General features: G+C 65.6%; 12 protein-coding genes. 4 read left to right on the plus strand and 8 right to left on the minus strand.

Annotation, left to right across the window (positions count from 1 at the left end):
* Positions 1-6 precede the first annotated feature (6 nt).
* The 4 genes from AAFG13_RS38780 to AAFG13_RS38795 form a co-directional block, all read right to left on the minus strand.
* Positions 7-1,212, minus strand: coding sequence for a type II secretion system F family protein (locus tag AAFG13_RS38780; RefSeq protein ID WP_342710245.1), 1,206 nt, complete (start codon positions 1,210-1,212; stop codon positions 7-9).
* 7 nt (positions 1,213-1,219) lie between these two features.
* Positions 1,220-2,935, minus strand: a complete 1,716-nt coding sequence (locus tag AAFG13_RS38785) for a GspE/PulE family protein (protein WP_342710246.1) — start codon at positions 2,933-2,935, stop codon at positions 1,220-1,222.
* Between the two features lie 178 nt (positions 2,936-3,113).
* Positions 3,114-3,746 (minus strand): sigma-70 family RNA polymerase sigma factor, encoded by a 633-nt coding sequence (locus AAFG13_RS38790; RefSeq protein WP_212311434.1) that lies wholly within the window; start codon positions 3,744-3,746, stop codon positions 3,114-3,116.
* Positions 3,747-3,985: 239 nt separating this feature from the next.
* Positions 3,986-5,881: a tetratricopeptide repeat protein gene (locus AAFG13_RS38795; RefSeq protein WP_342710247.1), complete on the minus strand. Its 1,896-nt coding sequence runs from the start codon at positions 5,879-5,881 to the stop codon at positions 3,986-3,988.
* On the opposite strand from AAFG13_RS38795, the gene AAFG13_RS38800 reads away from it, so the two are divergent.
* Positions 5,873-6,379, plus strand: a complete 507-nt coding sequence (locus AAFG13_RS38800) for a hypothetical protein (RefSeq protein WP_342710248.1) — start codon at positions 5,873-5,875, stop codon at positions 6,377-6,379. The two genes, AAFG13_RS38795 and AAFG13_RS38800, sit on opposite strands and share 9 nt — an antisense overlap.
* A 151-nt stretch (positions 6,380-6,530) precedes the next feature.
* Here the strand turns inward: AAFG13_RS38800 and AAFG13_RS38805 are convergent, their stop codons facing one another.
* Complete coding sequence (locus AAFG13_RS38805) at positions 6,531-8,621, minus strand: tetratricopeptide repeat protein (protein WP_342710249.1); 2,091 nt, start codon at positions 8,619-8,621, stop codon at positions 6,531-6,533.
* Positions 8,622-9,086: 465 nt separating this feature from the next.
* Here AAFG13_RS38805 and AAFG13_RS38810 point away from each other — a divergent pair, with 465 nt between their 5' ends.
* Entirely contained in the window at positions 9,087-11,018 is a 1,932-nt protein-coding gene (locus AAFG13_RS38810) for a substrate-binding domain-containing protein (RefSeq protein WP_212311431.1), read from the plus strand.
* A gap of 162 nt (positions 11,019-11,180) precedes the next feature.
* Positions 11,181-11,675 carry a type II secretion system major pseudopilin GspG gene (gene gspG, locus AAFG13_RS38815; protein ID WP_212311702.1) on the plus strand — a complete coding sequence of 165 codons (495 nt, stop codon included), beginning with the start codon at positions 11,181-11,183 and terminating at the stop codon, positions 11,673-11,675.
* 7 nt (positions 11,676-11,682) lie between these two features.
* On the opposite strand, the gene AAFG13_RS38820 is transcribed toward gspG, so the two are convergent.
* The 3 genes from AAFG13_RS38820 to AAFG13_RS38830 all read right to left on the minus strand — a co-directional run bounded on the left by AAFG13_RS38820 (position 11,683) and on the right by AAFG13_RS38830 (position 16,998).
* Entirely contained in the window at positions 11,683-12,399 is a 717-nt protein-coding gene (locus AAFG13_RS38820) for a hypothetical protein (protein ID WP_212311430.1), read from the minus strand.
* A gap of 32 nt (positions 12,400-12,431) precedes the next feature.
* Positions 12,432-14,759 carry a type II secretion system secretin GspD gene (gene gspD, locus AAFG13_RS38825; RefSeq protein WP_249131222.1) on the minus strand — a complete coding sequence of 776 codons (2,328 nt, stop codon included), beginning with the start codon at positions 14,757-14,759 and terminating at the stop codon, positions 12,432-12,434.
* A gap of 91 nt (positions 14,760-14,850) precedes the next feature.
* Positions 14,851-16,998, minus strand: a complete 2,148-nt coding sequence (locus tag AAFG13_RS38830) for a hypothetical protein (RefSeq protein WP_342710250.1) — start codon at positions 16,996-16,998, stop codon at positions 14,851-14,853.
* Positions 16,999-17,355: 357 nt separating this feature from the next.
* On the opposite strand from AAFG13_RS38830, the gene AAFG13_RS38835 reads away from it, so the two are divergent.
* Positions 17,356-17,862 carry a hypothetical protein gene (locus AAFG13_RS38835; protein WP_212311427.1) on the plus strand — a complete coding sequence of 169 codons (507 nt, stop codon included), beginning with the start codon at positions 17,356-17,358 and terminating at the stop codon, positions 17,860-17,862.
* Positions 17,863-17,965: the final 103 nt, after the last annotated feature.

Consider the following 17,965-nt stretch of genomic DNA (forward strand, 5'->3'; position numbering starts at 1 on the left):
CCATCCCTACATCGCAAGCTCGGTGATGCTGAGCAGGGCACTCATGATCGATACCACCAGCGTTCCGATACCGATGCTGACCGCGATGATGGTGATCGGTCCGATCGCACCCATCAGCCGGTCGAGGCCGATGGCGAGCCGCTGCTCATAGAGATCGGCGGCGTGCTGCGCGATGGCCGACAGGTCGCCGGTCTCGTCACCGACCCGGAGCATGCGGACCGCAAGCGGCGGCACCAGGTCGCTCTCGGCCAGTGCCTCGATAAAACGGCGGCCGTTGCGCACCTGCTCGTGCACCTTATCGACGGCCGCCGCGTAGCGGGGCTCGGTCATGATATCGCGCAGGATCTTCAGCGCGGTCGGCAAGGCGACCCCGTTCTCGACCAGCAGCCCGAGCGTCCCGATGAAGCGGGCGGTGCGACGATCATGCATCGGGCCGGAGATGCCGGGAATGGTCGCGAGCAAAGACATCAGCGATGCGCGCGCGGCCGGCTGACGCAGGATCAGCCAACCCAGCACCAGCACCGCGCCGCAGCCGCCAAGGAACGTGTCGAGATGGGCGCGCAGCCAGGTGGACATCGTGAGCGCAAAGGCCGCGCCGGAATTGAGACGTCCGCGCAGCTCGCTGAATACCGACTCGAATTGCGGCACGACATAGAGCAGGAAGAAAAACAGGATGACGAGCGCCGACCCGACCAGGAACATCGGATAGCGGACCGCCGACGTGATCCGTTGCGACAACTGCTCGCGCCGGGTCCGGTCCTCGACGATCGCCCGCAGCACCACTTCCAGCTTGCCGGACGCTTCGCCGGCGCGCACCATCGCGACGTAGATTGGCTCGATGATCTGGTTGTGGCGCTCGAGTGCCTCGGCGAAGCCGTCGCCGCCGGAGACCGCGGAGCGCAGCCCGCCGGCAAAGCGGGCCACCGCCTTGTTGGTGTCTTCCTCCAGCGTCTGGAGCGCAGCTTCCAGCGTCAGTCCGGAGCGAAGCAGCAGCGCCAGCAGGCGCAGGAACGTGGTCAGCTCGCGTTGCCGGGGCAGGCTCCCGCTCGAAACGCTGGCGCGCAGCGCGCTGCGGCCTGCGATCTCGGCCTCGACCGGCAGGTGGCCGAGATACTCGATGCGCCGCAGCACCTCCTCGCGCGAGGGCGCGTCGACGTCGCCGAGAATGATCTCGCCGGCCTTGGTCAATGCGCGGTAGCGGTAGTGCGGCATGACCGTCCTACAGGCTCATGGTCAGGCGGAAGATCTCGTCGAGCGTGGTCTGTCCGGCGCGCAATTTTGCGACACCATCCTCCGTCATCGAAATCATGCCGGCGCGCCGGGCCACGGCTTCGAGCTCGGAGGCATCGGTCTTCGGGCCGATCGACCGTCGCAGCGTCGCGCCGATCTCCATGATCTCGAACACGCCCTTGCGTCCGCGGAAGCCTGTGTTGCTGCACCAATCGCAGCCCTTGGGCCGGCAGACCACCTCGCCAGCCTCGATGCCAAGCGCCGCATAGCGTTCATCCGCCGCGATATCCGCTGCCGACAGGGTGTAATGTTGCTTGCAGTGGTCGCACAGGATCCGGACCAGCCGCTGCGCCACGATCACCCGCGCGCACGATGCCAGCAGGAAGCTCTCGATTCCCATGTCGATCAGGCGCGTCACGGCGCCCGCGGCGGTGTTGGTGTGCAGCGTCGTCAGCACCAGATGGCCGGTCAGCGCAGCGTGGACGCCGATATGGGCGGTCTCGGCATCGCGCATCTCGCCAACCATGATGACGTCGGGGTCGAGCCGCATGAAGGAGCGCAGCGCGGATGCGAAGGTGAGCCCGATGCCTGGATGCACCTGGGTCTGGGTGATACCCGGGATCTGATACTCGACGGGGTCCTCGATGGTCAGGATCTTGCGGGTGGGTTCATTGATCGCGGCAAGCGATGCCGCGAGCGTCGTCGTCTTGCCGGACCCGGTCGGGCCGGTGACGATGACCATTCCGTATGGTGCAAGCAACGCCTTGCGCAGAACCGCCTCGTGATGCGCGTTGAGCCCGATCTGGTCGAGCGAGACCAGGCCGGCTCCCTTGCGCAACAGCCGAATGACGGCGCATTCGCCGTGCATCGTCGGCATGGTGGCGACCCGCAGGTCGATCTCGTTGCCGCCGACCAGGATGTGGGCGCGCCCGTCCTGCGACAGCCGGCGCTCGGTGATGTTAAGGCCGGCCATGATCTTGAGGCGTGACAGGATGCCCTTGGCCATCGCCATCGGCGGTGCCGGCACGTTCTTCAGCATGCCGTCGACGCGCAGGCGAACCTGCAGTGTATTGCCGGTCGGCTCGATGTGCAGATCGGTCGCCCGCTGCTCGACGGCCAGGCGGAGCAGGTCGTCAAGCGCCCGCACCACCGGCGCACCGCGCGCGAGGTCGCGCAGATTGTCGAGATCGTCCTCGCCACCGGCCGTCCCGGGCTGCGGGGCGTCGCTTGTTTGATCGGGTTCGAGCCGTAGCGACAATGCGGCTTCCAGATCGTCGGCGGTCGCTGCCGCAAGCGCGACCGGCCGGCGCAGCATGAGTTCGACCGCGCGCAACGTTTCATCGTCAATCGGGGAGGCCAGTGCGAGACGTAACGTCCCGGCCGCGCCCTCGTAGGGAAAGAGGCGCTCCTCCTTGAGGAAGCGGGTCGACATCTCGCCGCCGGCAAAGCGCCCGTCGACCAGATCGTCGCGACGAACCCGGTCGCATCGGTAAAAGCTGGCCAGCTCGTCGGCCAGCGCCGAGGGTGTCAGCTTGGAGATGGCGCTCCAGTCGACATGGCCGGCTGATCCGTCGGCGTGACGCGGGCGAGCAGCCCCTTCATCCTTCTGGCTGTCGCGCAATGCGCCCTTGCCGGCGAGATACGTCATGAAGTCGACCGGCGGTGCGGCCGGTGTCGCAGGCGCATCGCTCTCATGCGCTAGCATCGCGCAACTCCGATTGAACCGGCCTGCACAGCTGGTCGACTATGCCGTGCGGCTGCTGGCCGCGTGATCGTCGCGCAGAGCGTTGCCGAACGTGGTGAAGACATTGCACCTCAAGCGCCGGGCGCGATGTGGCCACCTCGGCACGACGGACGATATGGATTTGTCTTGCCATTGCGCATCACCTGCTGCCGCCCAAGGGCAATCGCCGGTCGAGCACCGTATCGCCATCGCCAGCTGGATGCAGCGCCGCGCGCTCCCGCTCGGTGAATGGAAATCGGCGCCGAAACGCAGCCCGCGGCATGTGCGCGTTCCGATCGATGCACACCGCGCAATGCACCAGCGCCTGCTTGATCTCGACCTGGACCGTGCGCACGCTGATGCCAAACCGTTTTGCCACTTGTTGCAACGGTACTTCTTCAACACATATCGCCATGAAGATCTCCCGGCGACGGGTCGGTAGCTCCTGGATGGCGCGGCGCAGCGCTCCGATCTCGGATCGCGCCTCGATGATGCGGTCCGGGCCGGGAGTATCGTCCGGTAGATCGAATAGCGCATCCGCTTGCGGCACTGTGCGACGGCGCCGTTCGGCAACGCGCCGATTGCTGATGGCGCTCATCGCCACGCGGAACAGATATGCTGGCAAATCGCGAACGGGTCCGATGCCGTCTGCCTTGCTCAAGCGCAGAAACGTATCCTGCAAGGCCTCGTCGGCGAGATCGGCCGACCCGGTCCGGCGCGTCAAACGTTGTTTGAGATCGTCGTAGCTTGTGACGAGGAGCGCGAGCAACGCCGTTCGATTGGTGTCGCTCATTGCAGGGGCCCCATCCCCAACCGCGGCAATCGTCACATTTCAAGTCGGTCGCGACACTTCTATCTGTGGTTGGTGACATGGAAATGAAACCACAACGAGTGCTCACGTCGCGACATGCCGCGTCACAGTCGATGATGCAGAATTGATTTTTGTCCGGTGTGATTGCGCATTCCCCAAGTCTATCGCAGACATCGGCTGCGACGCGGGCAACAACGCGATCACCGGCAACGCAACGCATGTCACGATAGTCCGTTGATGACTGTGTTCCGCTGCGCTGTAAGCGTCCGTTGAAGTCCGTGTAGCGCGGCCGTACTTGCGGCATCGATCGCCAGCGCTTCATGGAAACTTGCCGATGCTTCATCGGGTCGCTCGAGCATGAGATAGACGTCGGCAAGTGCACAATGGGCGGTTACGCGGCGCGGATCGAGTGCAACTGCGTGTTTCAGGCTGATTTCGGCGCCCTGCGAATTGCCGCGTGCGGCGCATGCGCGCCCAAGCGATTCGTAGAATTCCGAAGATTGCTGCTGATTGATCTTCGTCGCTGCCAGGAAATGCGGCATGGCGTTATCGAGATCGCCAAGTTCGCACAATGCCAGTGCATACTGCGCATGCAGTGCGTCACTGGCGGGGGCGAGTTCCAGCGCCTTGCGGTAGTGCTGATGAAGTTGGCGCTTCACCATATCGGCGTGCATGCCGCTCGGCTGCTCATCACGGCCAAGCTTCCGCAGCGCATTTGCGTATGCCGCGTGAGCGTCGACGCTCGTTGGCGTAAGCTCGACCGCCTTGCGGTACTGAGCAACCGCTTGTTCCGTCCTGTGCGTCGCGATCAGCACGTCGGCGAGCGCGATGCGCGCCGGCGCCAGATTGGGCGCCGCCGCCACCGCGGTCTGCAACAGCGTGTACGCGCGCTCATGATGGCCGAAGCCGAGCTCGATCGCGCCGAGATTGCACAGTGTGTTGATGTGTCCGTGGTCGAGGGAAAGGACATGCTCGAATAGTTTCGCTGCGCGATCCGGTTTGCCTGCACGATGCTGGCGGCACGCCTCGACGAACAGGGCATCGCATACCAGCGCGTCGCCCTCGTCATGGGGCACCGTCATCTTGAGCGCGGAGTTCGTGATCGGGTCCGCGATCGGTTCCGCCGGCAACGCAGACCCGGCCCCGGCGAGGGACCTGAGTTCGCAGTTCAACCGTCCGATCACTTCAGCCCAATCGCCCGGTCTTGCTTGCCGGAATAGCCGGGCTTGTGGATACCACGGGGTATCGTTGCGATCGCGGAGCCAACGCCAATCGCTGCCATTGGCGAGCAGGATCCAGACCGGCTTGCCCATCGCGCCGGCCAGATGCGCGATGGCACTGTCGATCGAGATGACGAGGTCGAGATTGCCGATGATCGCGGCGGCATCGGCGAAGGATGCCGCATCGATCTGCGCACCGGTATCGAGGATGCGATCGTCGAAGTCGGCGAGCTGCTCGCGCCCGCGTCCGATCTGCAGGCTGACAAATCGTGCACCCGGACAGTCGAGCAGGGGGCGCAGCAGATCGAGCCGGATCGAGCGGCGCTGATCATTGAGATGGCCGGGATTGCCTTGCCACACCAGGCCAACGGACATGCCGGGGCCGGAGTTGCCGCCGAGGCGCTCGCGCCATCGCGTGACCATATCCGGATCGGGGGTGACATAGGGAGCTGCCGCCGGAACCGTGTCGATCTGGGTATCGAAGATCCGCGGCAAGGACAGCAGCGGCAGGTGGACGTCGAATGCCGGCGCTGCGGTCGCGTCGCTGACGACAGCATCGACGCCGGCGACGGTTTGCATCAACGACAGCAAGACTGGCGGCGTTCGCAGGATCACGCGGCCGCCCCGCGCTTTCACCATCGGTGCGTAGCGCACGAACTGGAGGGTGTCGCCAAAGCCTTGCTCGGATTGCAGCAGGATGGTCCTGCCGGCAAGATCCTCACCCTGCCAGCGCGGCCGGTCGGTCGAGATCAGATGCCTGTTGACACGCGGATCCGACAGCCGCCCCTCATATTCCGCCCAGGCCGCCGACCAGTTGCCGACGCCGAACAGGCAGACGGCGAGCACGGTGCGCAGTTCTGTACGGGTGGGATATCGTTCCAGCGCGTCGTGCAGCAACGCGATGCCCGCGTCGTGCCGGTTGGTGTCGCTGAGCAGCCATCCGAAATCGACGATCGCATCGATGTAATCGGGGGAACTCCTGATCAGGTCGCGGAATACGTCGTCGGCGAAATCGCTCAGCTCGAGCGTCGCCAGTGCGCGGGCGAGGCCGAGCTGCGCCGCCGCATTGTCCGGCCGCAGCGTCAGCGCGGCGGTGTAGGCGGCCAGCGCCTGCGGGTACTGGCGGCTCTTCAGCAGCAGAACGCCGAGATTGCCATGCGCCTCGCCGTCGGCGGGATTGAGCCTGACCGCTTCCTCGATCAGCTCCAGCGCGCGCTCGTCCTCGTTCCGCTGCAGCGCGATCACGCCGCGGATATGCAGGACGTGCGACCGCACCTCGGGTTCCTGCTCCATCGTCTCGAGCAGCAGATCCGCGCTGTCCAGCTGGCCGTCACGAAACAGCGCGATGGCGCGGTCCATGACGGTCTGGATGAATTCCGCGCGCCGCCCGGATGAAGCCTGATCGAGCATCGCCAGCCCTGCACGCATCGTCTGCGCTTCGCTGAACCCTGCTTTCGACATCGACGCACCCTTTGACTGTCGACCTGCGTGTCCTTCGCGATACTGCAGAGGACCGCACCCTTGTCCGCTTCACCTGCGATCGCGGCTAGGCCACCGCGTTCGCGCGGGCCTCGCACCACTCCGCCCAGAGTTTCATCAGTTCGCGGGAGAGATTGTCGGCGAAACGCGGGGCGTCGCAGAGCGGCGAGGCGGCTACGCGGTCGCGCAGGGTGCGGCGCAACTCGGCGAGTTCATCGCGCCGGTGCGTCCAGCCAACTGCCATCGCGACGTAGTCGTCGATGCTGTGCGCGCAAAAGCTGCCCAGCCCCGCTGCAGTGAGGTGGGCCGCCGAGTGACGGCCGGCGAAGGTGTCGCCGACGAAAGTCACGGTCGGAACGCCCATCCACATCGCCTCGAGCGTCGTGACGCCGGCAGAATAAGGAAACGGATCGAGCGCGATATCGACCTCGCCATAGGCCACCAGCAGCTTGTCCTGCTCGGTTTCGCCGACCAGCTCGACCCGCTCGCGCGGAACGCCGCCCTGGCCGAGCACGTTGTAGACCGCGTCGCGCGTGCTGGTCTCGCCGAGACCGCCATAAACCATCAGGATGCGCGAGTCCGGCACTTGCGCGAGAATCCGCGCCCAGGCCTTGCCAAGCTCGCTGTTGAGCTTGGCCGGACGATTGAAGCAGCCGAACGTGAAGCGGCCACCACTCAAGCTTGGCAGCGGCGGCACGTCGGGGGCTTTCGCCGGCGGGTGATAGCAAACATAGCAGTCGGGCAGGCGGATCGGGCGCTCGACATAGCTCGCGTCGTGCTCCGGCGGAATCTCGACCGGATCGGCGATCAGGCCGTCATAGGTATCGAGCCCGACCGTGCCGACATAGCCGGCCCAGCTGAGCTGGATCGGCGCCGCGCGCATTGCGAACAGCGAGAGGCGGTTGCCGGCGGTGTGGCCGGCGAGATCGAACAGGACGTCGACACGGTCCTCGGCGATCTGCCGTCCCAGCGCCGGGTCGTCCATCCCGGATACGTCGCGCCAGGAGAGCGAGATCTCCTTGTAGCGTTCGCTGAAGTCGTCGTCTTGCCGCTTGCTGTCGGTCTTGTAGCAGAAGATCTCGTAGCCGAGTGCGGCGAGCGCCTCGAAGGCGCGCAGGACGAGGAACGACACCGCATGGCGATGTAGGTCCGCCGACACCAGGCCGAGCCGCGGCTTGCGCGCCGGATCCGGCGCGTTGGCGAATGCAAGGCGATTGAACGGCGCGCTCGGCCGGTAGAGCACCGCCCATCGCCTGTGCTCGCGCAGCAGCTCCTCGCGGGTCACGCCTGGTTTGTGCTGAAGTGCGAACAGCAGGGTTCCGGCGATGCCGGCGCTACCGGGATCGAGCTCGCCTGCGCGCCGATAGGCTGCGACGGCGTCCTCGATGCGGCCCTGTCCGAGCAATCCGAAGCCGCGGCCGACATGATGCTCCGCCTGCAGGGGATCGATTGCGAGCGCGCGATCGACATAAGAGAGCCCGCGCTCGAACGCGCGATGATTGATCAGGAAGTGACCATAGAGATATTGCGGCAGCGCGACGCTCGGCGCGCTCTCGGCGGCGATCTCGAACAACCGCGCCGCCTGCTGGTCGCGCGCGGCGACACCGAAGTTCATGCCGAGTTCGATGATCGCCTTGTAATTGTCGCTGTCGATCGTTGAGGCGGCGCGGAGATCGTCGACCGCCTTGTCGAACTGTCCGTCCATCACATAGGCGAGGCCGCGGGTACGGTAGGCTTCGCCATACCCGGCATCGAGCTCGATCGCCTTGTCCAGCGCCGCGAGCGCCTCGCTGCGCCGGTTCTCGGTCAGAAGCGCGAGACCGAGACTGTATTGTGCGAGCGGCATGTTCGGCAGCAGACGCAGCCCATCCTGGAGATAGGGAATGCCGTCCCGGGTGCGTCCGGTGCGGGCAAGGCAGGTGCCGATTTCGGCAAGCGCCGGCGCATGCGTCGGTGTCACCCTGAGTTCCGCGGCGAATGCCTCGCGCGCGTCGTCGAAACGATCGAACCGGCACAGCGCAACGCCCTTGCAATAATTGAAGCCGGACTGGTCGGGCGCGAGCCGCGCGGCTTCGTTGAATGCGCGCAGTGCCTGGCGCCAGCGATCCTGTCGTGCGTGCGCCACGCCCTCTTGATGCAGAGCTTGCGCCCGCTTCAAGTTGGTTGCCGGATAATTTGTCAGCGGGCGCGCCAAAATTGCATGGCCGCCATGCCCCACACGAATCGCAAGACGTCCGCTCGAGTTGTCTTCCATGTGGGAGGCCTCGCTTGAATGAAAGCCCGCAGAGATTGCTCTATCGATAGTTTGCGATCATACGGCGAGCCATCGGACGAGGAGTCCATAGAGCATCTGATGTGGTATTGCCAAGATGTTTTTCGGATGCTCATCGAAAATAATCCCTGCGCGAAGCCGATCGTCGAATTGTCTATCAGACGTGAAGTCAATCATCGGCGACGGAGACATGACGTCGACGGCAGAGATACTTTCTTGATCGTAGATTTGTTCCAACAAATCTTGATTGAGTGGCAAAATAAACTTCTTCTTGTTTGAAGATTACTTTGCGCTCTGATGACGACGCGATGACGATGTGCCGGTGGTGATCAACCCCACAGGAACAGCGCAATGAAAATGCAATCGTCCAGATACATGCTCGGCACCGCCTCGGTGCTCGCCCTGCTCGCGTCCTCGACCATCACGCCCGCGAACGCGCAGGCCTCCACCGCCACGGCCGGTATCTACGCGGGCGGCAGCACGCTCGCCTCGGAAGCCTTCCGGCAGATCTTCGACTGTTACATGGGCGGCATCGTCGGCTCCGGCACCACTTATCCCGACGGCTTCGCGTTCGACTCCAGCTTCCCGGCCCGGGGCAAACTGCCGACCACCTGCACGCTGGTGAGCGTGCCGGTGCAAGGCATGTATGCCGGTGTCGGCAGCGGCAACGGCGTGCGCGGCTTCATCACCAACAATCCGCGGCAGTGGTACAACGGCACGGTCACGCCGAACGCGTCGGCCAACATTTCGATCGCCACGCCGCTGCCCGCGAACCAACCCGCGATGATCGACCTCGCCAATCCGGGAAGCCCGGCGACCAAGTTCGGCAGCTATCCCTATCCGCGCGTCGATATCGGCCTGTCGGACTCGCCGCTCGGCAGCACCCTGGCGGCGCTCACGACATCGTCGGTCAGCTTCAACCCGACGCAGGGCTGGACCACCACCGGCGGCGCGCTGACCCAGATCACGCTGAACAGTACCTCGACGGCGTCGGTCGCCTATCAGACGACCGTGTACGGCAATCCGATCCAGATCCCGGCTTTCGAAGTCAACGTCGCGATCGGCGTCAACACCAGCACGATGACGGTGAACTCGTCGGTCGCGGGCGCAGGCACCACGCCCGGCACCCAGGCCAACCAGGGCGCCGCCATCCAGCTCACCACGGGGCAACTGTGCGCGATCTTCACCGGTCTGGTCACCGACTGGAACGATGTCACCGCCAACAAGATCCCGTACCTGGACAAGACCGGGACGCAGCAGCTCGCGGCTTTCAATTACGCCAACGCCAACAGCGGGGGAACGCTGCAGGCCTATTCGAGCTCGTCGCTGCCGATCAAGATCGTGTACCGCGGCGATGGCAGCGGCACGAGCTTCATCCTGACCAACTATCTCAAGGCGGTCTGCCCGCTGCTCGATTCCACCGGTGCGTTCGGCTACACCTCGATCTTCAACACCACGACCCTGCCGAGCACGTCCTTCAGCAACCTGATCACCCGTATCAACGCCGTCCGCGGCGCGGGTGGCTGGAACAACACGACGGCGACAAACGCCTGGGTCCCCGCGACCGGCAGTGGTGGCGTGGCATCGGCGATCAGCACCGGCAGCGGCAATGCAGGCCGCATCGGATATGTCAGCGCCGACTTCACCCAGCCTTACACCACCCAGGTTGGGACCATCGCCGCGCCGCTCTCGGCAGCGCTGCAGAACGAGCAGCTCCGCAGCGCGGGGACCTACGTTCCGAACAACTCTGTGACCCCGCCGGCCACCCGTCCGGCGAACTTGACGTTCATCGCGCCGACGCCGGCTGGCGCCAACGCCGCATGGGGTGACACCAGGCTCAAGACGCCGTCCACGACCTGGACCTGGAACGACTACAACATCTATGCCAACGTGTTCGGCGCCGTCACCCAGTCCGGCGTGACCGTGACGGGCCTGCCGGTTCTGCCGCTCACGAACAGGCTGAACGCCTATCCGCTCAGCGGCACCACCTTCCTCGACCTGTATAGCTGCTACAACGTCCAGGCCGACTCCAACCGCGTCACCAACCTCGTCAACTTCCTGACGACCTACATTGCCGGCGCCGATTCCGGCGATGGCAACTTTGATCCGGATGTCTCGGCGGTGGTCCAGAACGCAGGCTTCCACCTGGTTCCGGTCAATTATGCCCAGAACATCAAGAAGCAGTACTGGGGCTCTTTGACGACCGCCATCTCCGCCGCGGCCGCCACCCAGGCGAACGGCTGCCTGAACGTTGCCAACGGCGCCAGCGGCGGCGCCAAGTAAAGCGACGCGGTTGCGGGTGGCGCAATCCCGGTTGCGCCACGCCAGGACAGTGTCAAGCACATGACGCGACCGGGCGCCTCTTCGAGGCGCCCGGAATTATTCGCTGGGCGCCGACAACAACCGTGACGGCTCTCGACCTTGAAGCTCACCGGACAAACAACGATGCCGAAGCAAAATGCGATCCTGACTTCGCGGCGTATCGGCCGGAACGCGACGCGGCAGAGCGAGCGCGGATTCACGCTTGTCGAGATGCTGGTTGTCATCGCCATTATCGGCTTGATCATGGGGCTGGTCGGCCCACGCGTGCTGAGTTACCTGAGTGAATCGAAGGTCAAGGCCGCCAAGATCCAGATGCGGAGCTTTGCGAGCGCACTCGACCTGTTCCAGCTCGATACCGGCCGTTACCCGTCGACTGCGGAGGGGCTCACGGCGCTGGTGCAGCGGACGTCAGGCGCTGCCAACTGGAACGGTCCCTACCTCAAGGGCGGAATGGTTCCAAATGACCCATGGAGCCATCCTTATATCTATCGGGCGCCCGGCGAACATGATGCTTACGATATCCTCTCTTATGGCTCCGATGGCCAGGAGGGAGGCAGCGGGACTGCCGGAGACATCTCGTTGGAGAAGCTGACCAGCGCCGCCAGCAACGAGCAATGACACCGCCTTACCTCTTCTGCCATGGCAACGCGTGCGCCCCGGGTTTGCCCGCGGCCTCGTGCGCGCGCTGATCGGCCCCTTGCGATCTCGTCGTTCCGTCTTCCGGTTGATGATCGAGCCCGGCAAGCCAGCGATCGTCAGGCGATGTTGGCGGCGGGGCGTGGCGTCCTGGCCGATCGGTCATGATGGCGCCCATGGCGCGCAGATCGTCGGGCGTCAGCCACGCGATCTCGTGGGCGTGCGTCGCCAGCATCTGTCCGATGATGCGCGGCGGCACGCCGAACCCGCTTGCGATGCGCGCCATGGCGATGGTCGCCTCTTCGGTTTGCGCGGTCTCATGGCCGAATTTATCGGACACGCCGTGGACGCCGATCGCGGCCTCATAGCTGGCGAATTTCTCGTTTCCCGCCGCGAATACGATGAAGCAGGCCGACGCGCAGCGCGATCCGGCCGCAACGATAGTCGGCAGCTTCGCCCTGCGGATCAGGCCGGCGAGCTTGACCGCCTCGGCGAGGCTGCCGCCCGGTGAATCGAGCCGTACGGCCGAGATCAGGCGGTTGCCGTCATTGGCCGCCTTGATCAGTGTTTCCGCAGCCTCCGTGTCGCCTTGGGCGACATCGCCGCTGAGCGCGATGATGGTGACGTCGCCTTTGAGAGCCACGCTGCTCAGCTCGGCGGCGGTCGCGGCCGTGCCGAAGATGGCCGCTCCCAGGACCCGCAGCATGGATGACACCATCGCCATCGGCGGCCTCGGTCTCATTTGCGCGCGACAGATGGCGGTGCCGCGCCCGGCGCATCGAAGGTCGAGGGTGCGCGCCGCATGCTGTCGAGACGCTCGCGGAATTCCTCGGCCACCACCTGGGCGTCGTGGCCGTTGCGCACCAGCTTCGTCGTGACGAACACGATGATCTCGGAGCGGAGCTTGGTGTCGCTCTTCTGGCTGAGCAGGTCGCCGAGATATTTGATCTGGTTGAGGCCGGGCAATCCGGCCACCGAACGCTCGTCGTCCTCCTTGATGAGACCGCCGAGCAGCACGGTCTGGCCGCTGCTGGTGCCGACCGTCGAATGGATCCGCCGCTGCGAGATGGTGGGCGTCAGGTTCTGGGCGCTCGCGCCGCCCGGATTGACGACATTGGAGACCTCCTGCTCGATCTCGAGCTCGATCGATCCGTTCGGATGCACGTGCGGCAGAACCTTCAGGATGATGCCGGTGTTCTGCCGGCTGATGCTACTCACCACATTGAGGCCGGTGACGGTGCTGCCGGTCGAAATCGGCACCTGGTCGCCGACCTCGAGGATCGCCGGCTCGTTGTCGGAGACCACGAGCGACGGAGCCGACAGCACCTTGACGGTGGTCAGGGTGGACAGCGCGTTGAGCACCAGCTTGGGGTTGGCCTCGGCACCGAGCAGCAGGTTGAATCCCGGCAGCACCCGTGCGAGCAGCGCGGTCTGGGCGGCGGATTGCGCGGCGCCGAACAGGCCGACCGAACCCTTGTCGGGGCCGGCGCCGGCGTTGGCGCTGGTCAGATAGGCCTGCACGCCATACTGCAGCTGGTCGGTGAGCGTAACCTCGGCGACCATGGCATCGACGGCGACTTGCAGCCGCGGCCGATCCAGCGACTCGATCGCCCGCTCGATCACGAGATAGTCCTCCTGGTTGGAATAGACCATGATCGCATTGGTCGATTTGTCGGCGGTGACCCGAACATTCTGAAATATGCCGCGCGGAAGCGAGCCCAGCCCGGTCCCGCCGCCGCCCGGTCCCGCAGTATCCTGGTCGTCGTCCTTGCGATCGGAGAATCCGACCTGGGCCGCGCCGTTGCGATTGGCGGTGCCGGAATTGTCGGTGCCGCCCTGGGTGGCCGTCGTCGGATTGTTGCTGCTGCTGAGCGTGCCGGCACCGAGCGAGTCGATCCGCGATGTCGTTCCGCTCTGACCGGGCGCGGTCGGACTGGTCTGGCCGTCACCGGCCGATTGCGAGCTGCGGCCGACGAACATCTCGTTGAGGATGCGGGCAATGCTGCGCGCGTTGCCGAAGCGCAGGCTGTAGACCCGCACCGTCGTGCCGGTGGGATCGGAGCGGTCCAGCCGCCGCACCCATTGGGTGGCGCGTTCCAGCACCTTGCTGTTCTTGCTCACTGCCAGCACCGCGTTCATGCGCGACACCGGCTGAAACTTGATCACGCCCTGTCCCTGTCCGCCGTCGGCGGTGTCGAAGACTTTCTCGAGCTCGCGGATCATGGTCTCGGGCGCGGTCGACTTCAGCGGATAGAGCCCGACCGATTGATTGCGCAGCCACTCCACATCGAGCGTGCCGATGACGCCGAGCGCCGCCTGGCGCTCGGAGGCGGTGCCCTGGATCAACAGCACGTTGCGGGCCTGATCGACGCGCACAGCGCCGGGTCGCGACAGGAAGCTTTCCGCGGTCTTGCCGATCGCGGCGGCAGAGACAAAGCGCAAGGGTACGATCGAGACGCCATAGCCGGGCTGTCCGGCCCCGACGACCGAGACGCCGGCGCCAGCTGCCTCCGGCAGCGGCACGATGCGGATCAGATTGTCCTCGCGCAGCAGCGCCGCGTTCGACATTCGCAGCACGCTCTCGAAGATCGGCAACACGTCCTTGCGCGGAATCCGCTGTGCGGAGGCCAGCGTGATCACGCCCTGCACGCGCGGGTCGACGACGTAGTTCATTCCGAGGCTGTCACCGACCACGGATTTCACCACCGTCGGAATATCGGCATTGTCAAAGTTCAGCTCGATGCCGCCGCCCTCGCTGACGACGTCGCTGTCGACGGCGTTCGCCAGGCGGGTCGTCGCCGTTGTGGCGGCGTCTCGTTGCGCGGGCGCCGGCGCGAGATCCTGATCGGCGCCGGGAAACACCATCGGCTGCGTGCGCGCGGATGCCGTTACGGCGGAGGAGGTCCCGCCGACCGGGCCGTTCCAGCGCGCGCGCAAGTCGGCATCGCGGATCGGGTCGGTCACCTGGTCGCGGCCAGGCAAGTCGATGCCCTTGTCCATCATGCAGCCGCCAAGCAGGCCGGCGAGCGCAAGCCAGGTGCCGGTCACGGCGCCAACCGACGCCATGCGCGGGAGGCAGGACGGTTGGAGACGTCGCGCGACCGGCCCCTCTTGTCCGCCTCGCGGGGGTGCCGCGGTGTCACCGGCAGATCGGTTGTCAATGCGCATCGCTTGCTGCCTTCCAGGGACGATCGGCAGGAGCCAGGCTGCTGCCGGCGAGATCCTCGACCTCGTTGACCAGCGCCTCGGCGCGACCGATCAGTGCGCGGGCGTAAGGCGGATTGAGCGGTCGATGCCCGAAAGCCGCGCCATCGAGTTGCGTGTTGATCTCGCGTGTCAGGGCGCCTCGTCTCGCAGTGATCGCGCCGATCGTGTCGAGATAGCGCTGATAGCCGACGTCGCCGCCCTTGATGGCTTGGGTCGCAAGGGCAAGGCCGTTGCGTCCGAGTTGGCCGAGCGGATCGTTGATCGTCTTGGCGGCGCGCGCCAGATCCCTGTAGGTCTCGCGATCGATTGCGAGCTCCGCTGGCAGCGCGTTCGCTTCGAGCGCATCCACAAGCACGACGCCGTCGTGGATGTAGCGGTCGATCAGGCCCAGCAATGCCAGCATGGTGGGCCGCAGGTCCGCGTGGTGCGAGAGGATGTCCGGTGTCTCGCCACGGTGAGCTATGCCCGGTCCGGCCATGCCGAACCAGCTGCCACCGAGAATCTGCGCGATGTCGCCGCGCACCCACGCCGTGTCGGAATTGACCGCAATGCAGGCCGGCGGCTGTGCGCAATCGGCGCGGCTGGCGGCCGTCCGGATGATGTAGTCGGGATCGGCGAACATCAGGACATGCGGCGTGCGCGCGGGGCTTGCCGTGACCATGTGCATGAGCTGCATCTGGGCGCGGTCCGCGACCATCGATGTCAGGCGATCGCTCTTGCCGGTGACCGGGTTGACGATGCCAAGCTTGCCGACGTCCTGCGCGAGCGTGCGCGTCAGCGGATCGGTGGATAGCGGATTGCCGCGAATGTAGAACGGCGGCGTGTTGCCGGCTTGAACATTGAATGCGGTGACGTTGCGCCGCTCGGTCGCGAGCAGCCGATCGATGGCGATGCTAATCGCGCCGGTCGGCCCGTAGCTGCACGGCACCGCGACGCCATCGCACGCCGGCGGGCTGGGTGGCCCGCCGACAAAGCGGTCGTTGCCTGTGGGCACCACGACGAACAGCGTGTTGCGCGTGGAGATCCCGCTTGCCGCGAGCCGGTCGATAAAGGCCTTGAAGGCCGCATCGTCGGCCGCGAGCCTTGCGACATGGTCACGTTCGCCGGGGCCGAGGGCGCGCCGGCGCGCGGCGGCCGGCCGGTGCGCATTGCCGATTCCGACATAGATCACCGGGACGCCGGCCTCCAGCATCGCCGCGGCATAGCCGAGCGATTGGGCGGCCGTTGTCTCCGACGCGCCGGGAAAGCCGGGGTGGCCTGCGTCGTCGTCGATGATGTCGCCGCCAAGATCCTTGACCGGGCCGTCCGGCGAGATCACCGGCTGCACATTGCGGTTTCCGAACAACGCGCTGAAGCCGGCGTAGCCGCCCGGCTCATCGGGCAGCAGATCGGGACGCGCATTGGCGTTGCTGCACAATGCACTGCCGCGGGCGCAATGGATGGCGATGCCGAGCAGATCGGCGTGCGCTTTGATCGGATCGCCGGCCGCAGCGCGCAGTTCGGACGCGCCGAGCGTGGCCGCGATTTCGGGGCCGATCTCCTGCAGCGTCAGACCTGTCGTTGCGAACGCGCCGACGTCGCAGCCGGCGGCGGTGAACGGCACCCAGGGCGCGGGCACGGTCTTGCCGGTGTCGGCCAGCATCAGCGGCTTGCCGTCGCTGCTGTTCGCGGTCCAGTAGGCGAAGGCGCTGGCGAAGCCAACGCTGCCGTCGCTGCGGAACGCAGCGCTGCTGTCGCCGATCGGCACGCCCATGCGGTCGCCATGCAAACCGGTCAGGATCGTGAGCGCGTCCGTGGCTGTCTGGGCCAGCGGCGAGGTCTGGTGATTGCTCCCGATGATTCCGCCGCGCGTGATGAAATCGCGCAAATGTGGCATCTGCTCGAGGTCCGACGGAACGTTCGGATTGTCGCGGCGCAGGTGAACGTTGTCGAGCTCGATCTGCACGACGCGCTTGATCACACCGCCGCGCGAGCGCAGCTCGCACGCGGCGAGCGCCTGTCCGGCCCCGGTGCTGCACGTCACAATGCAATCCAGCGCCAGGAACAGGGCGCCGAGCAGCAGCGGCATGAGGCCGGCACGGATGCGACTCGAACGCATGACGCCACGTCTTTGATACCGGTGTTTCGTCTCGACGATCTTGGTGTCGACGGAAGCCGCAGCGTCGGCTGGATACCGTCTACTGCACGCTTGGAGTGTGTGCGGCTTGGATGACGCCGTCGTTACAACAGCTCTCGCGCGACGTGCATGGCGACAATGCCCGGCTGTGATTCATCTTCACAGATTTGACGCATACACGCTGCGATGCGCGACACCTTGCGCGCCGCGTGCAACGAGAAGGCTTGCAACACGCACGCTGCTGGCGCAGGTTGATAGTTGCACGCGCGGATGACGATCCGTCGACGCTGGTGCACATAGACGCACGCAACTACACGCAGACAAATGGACAGCCGGCAGATGTCGATCGCATTGCAGTCGTTGATGGTCGCTGTGCTTTGTCTTTGCGCGTCGTTTGCGCGCGCTGCGGAAGTTCCAGCAGGTGGCGAGGTCGTCGCCGACAATCCGGTGGAGCTCCAGCCGCTGCAACAGCTGAGTGCGACCAGGGACAAGCCGCTGTTCTCGGCCGCGCGGCGGCCGCCTGCGAAGCCGGTCGCGCCGGTGGCGCGGCAGGAACCGCCGCCACCGCCACCGCCGCCGCCGAGCGTGGTGGTGCTCGGCATCGTCAGCGAGAACGGCGACGGTCACGCCGCGATTCGGGCGGCGAGCAAGGGTGACAAGGTGCTGCGCGTCCGCACGGGTGACGACGTGAGCGGCTGGAAGGTCGAGCGGATCGAGCCGCGCCGGCTTGTGCTCAAACAGGGCGAGCGCTCGGTGGACTTCGCCTTGTTCACCGGTGCGGCGAAGCCCCCGAAGCCTGCCGAGCGGCCGATCCGGCAGACCAAGACGGCAGCGCCAACCAATTGACGCGCCGTTGTTTTTGGCCGGCTCGGTGAATGCGCTGGTTCGCGCCGAGGTTGAGTTCCACCGCAGGGTTAAAACTTTTTTGCGAAATCGCTTCGCGTTAGCC

Source organism: Bradyrhizobium sp. B124, assembly GCF_038967635.1.
GTDB lineage: Bacteria > Pseudomonadota > Alphaproteobacteria > Rhizobiales > Xanthobacteraceae > Bradyrhizobium.

Bases quoted from the DNA above. Each gene is read 5' to 3' on its own strand.
- AAFG13_RS38780 (WP_342710245.1), bottom strand. From the start codon at position 1,212: ATGCCGCACTACCGCTACCGCGCATTGACCAAGGCCGGCGAGATCATT.
- AAFG13_RS38785 (WP_342710246.1), bottom strand. From the start codon at position 2,935: ATGCTAGCGCATGAGAGCGATGCGCCTGCGACACCGGCCGCACCGCCG.
- AAFG13_RS38790 (WP_212311434.1), bottom strand. From the start codon at position 3,746: ATGAGCGACACCAATCGAACGGCGTTGCTCGCGCTCCTCGTCACAAGC.
- AAFG13_RS38810 (WP_212311431.1), top strand. From the start codon at position 9,087: ATGAAAATGCAATCGTCCAGATACATGCTCGGCACCGCCTCGGTGCTC.
- gspG (WP_212311702.1), top strand. From the start codon at position 11,181: ATGCCGAAGCAAAATGCGATCCTGACTTCGCGGCGTATCGGCCGGAAC.
- AAFG13_RS38820 (WP_212311430.1), bottom strand. From the start codon at position 12,399: ATGCTGCGGGTCCTGGGAGCGGCCATCTTCGGCACGGCCGCGACCGCC.
- gspD (WP_249131222.1), bottom strand. From the start codon at position 14,759: ATGGCGTCGGTTGGCGCCGTGACCGGCACCTGGCTTGCGCTCGCCGGC.
- AAFG13_RS38830 (WP_342710250.1), bottom strand. From the start codon at position 16,998: ATGCGTTCGAGTCGCATCCGTGCCGGCCTCATGCCGCTGCTGCTCGGC.
- AAFG13_RS38835 (WP_212311427.1), top strand. From the start codon at position 17,356: ATGTCGATCGCATTGCAGTCGTTGATGGTCGCTGTGCTTTGTCTTTGC.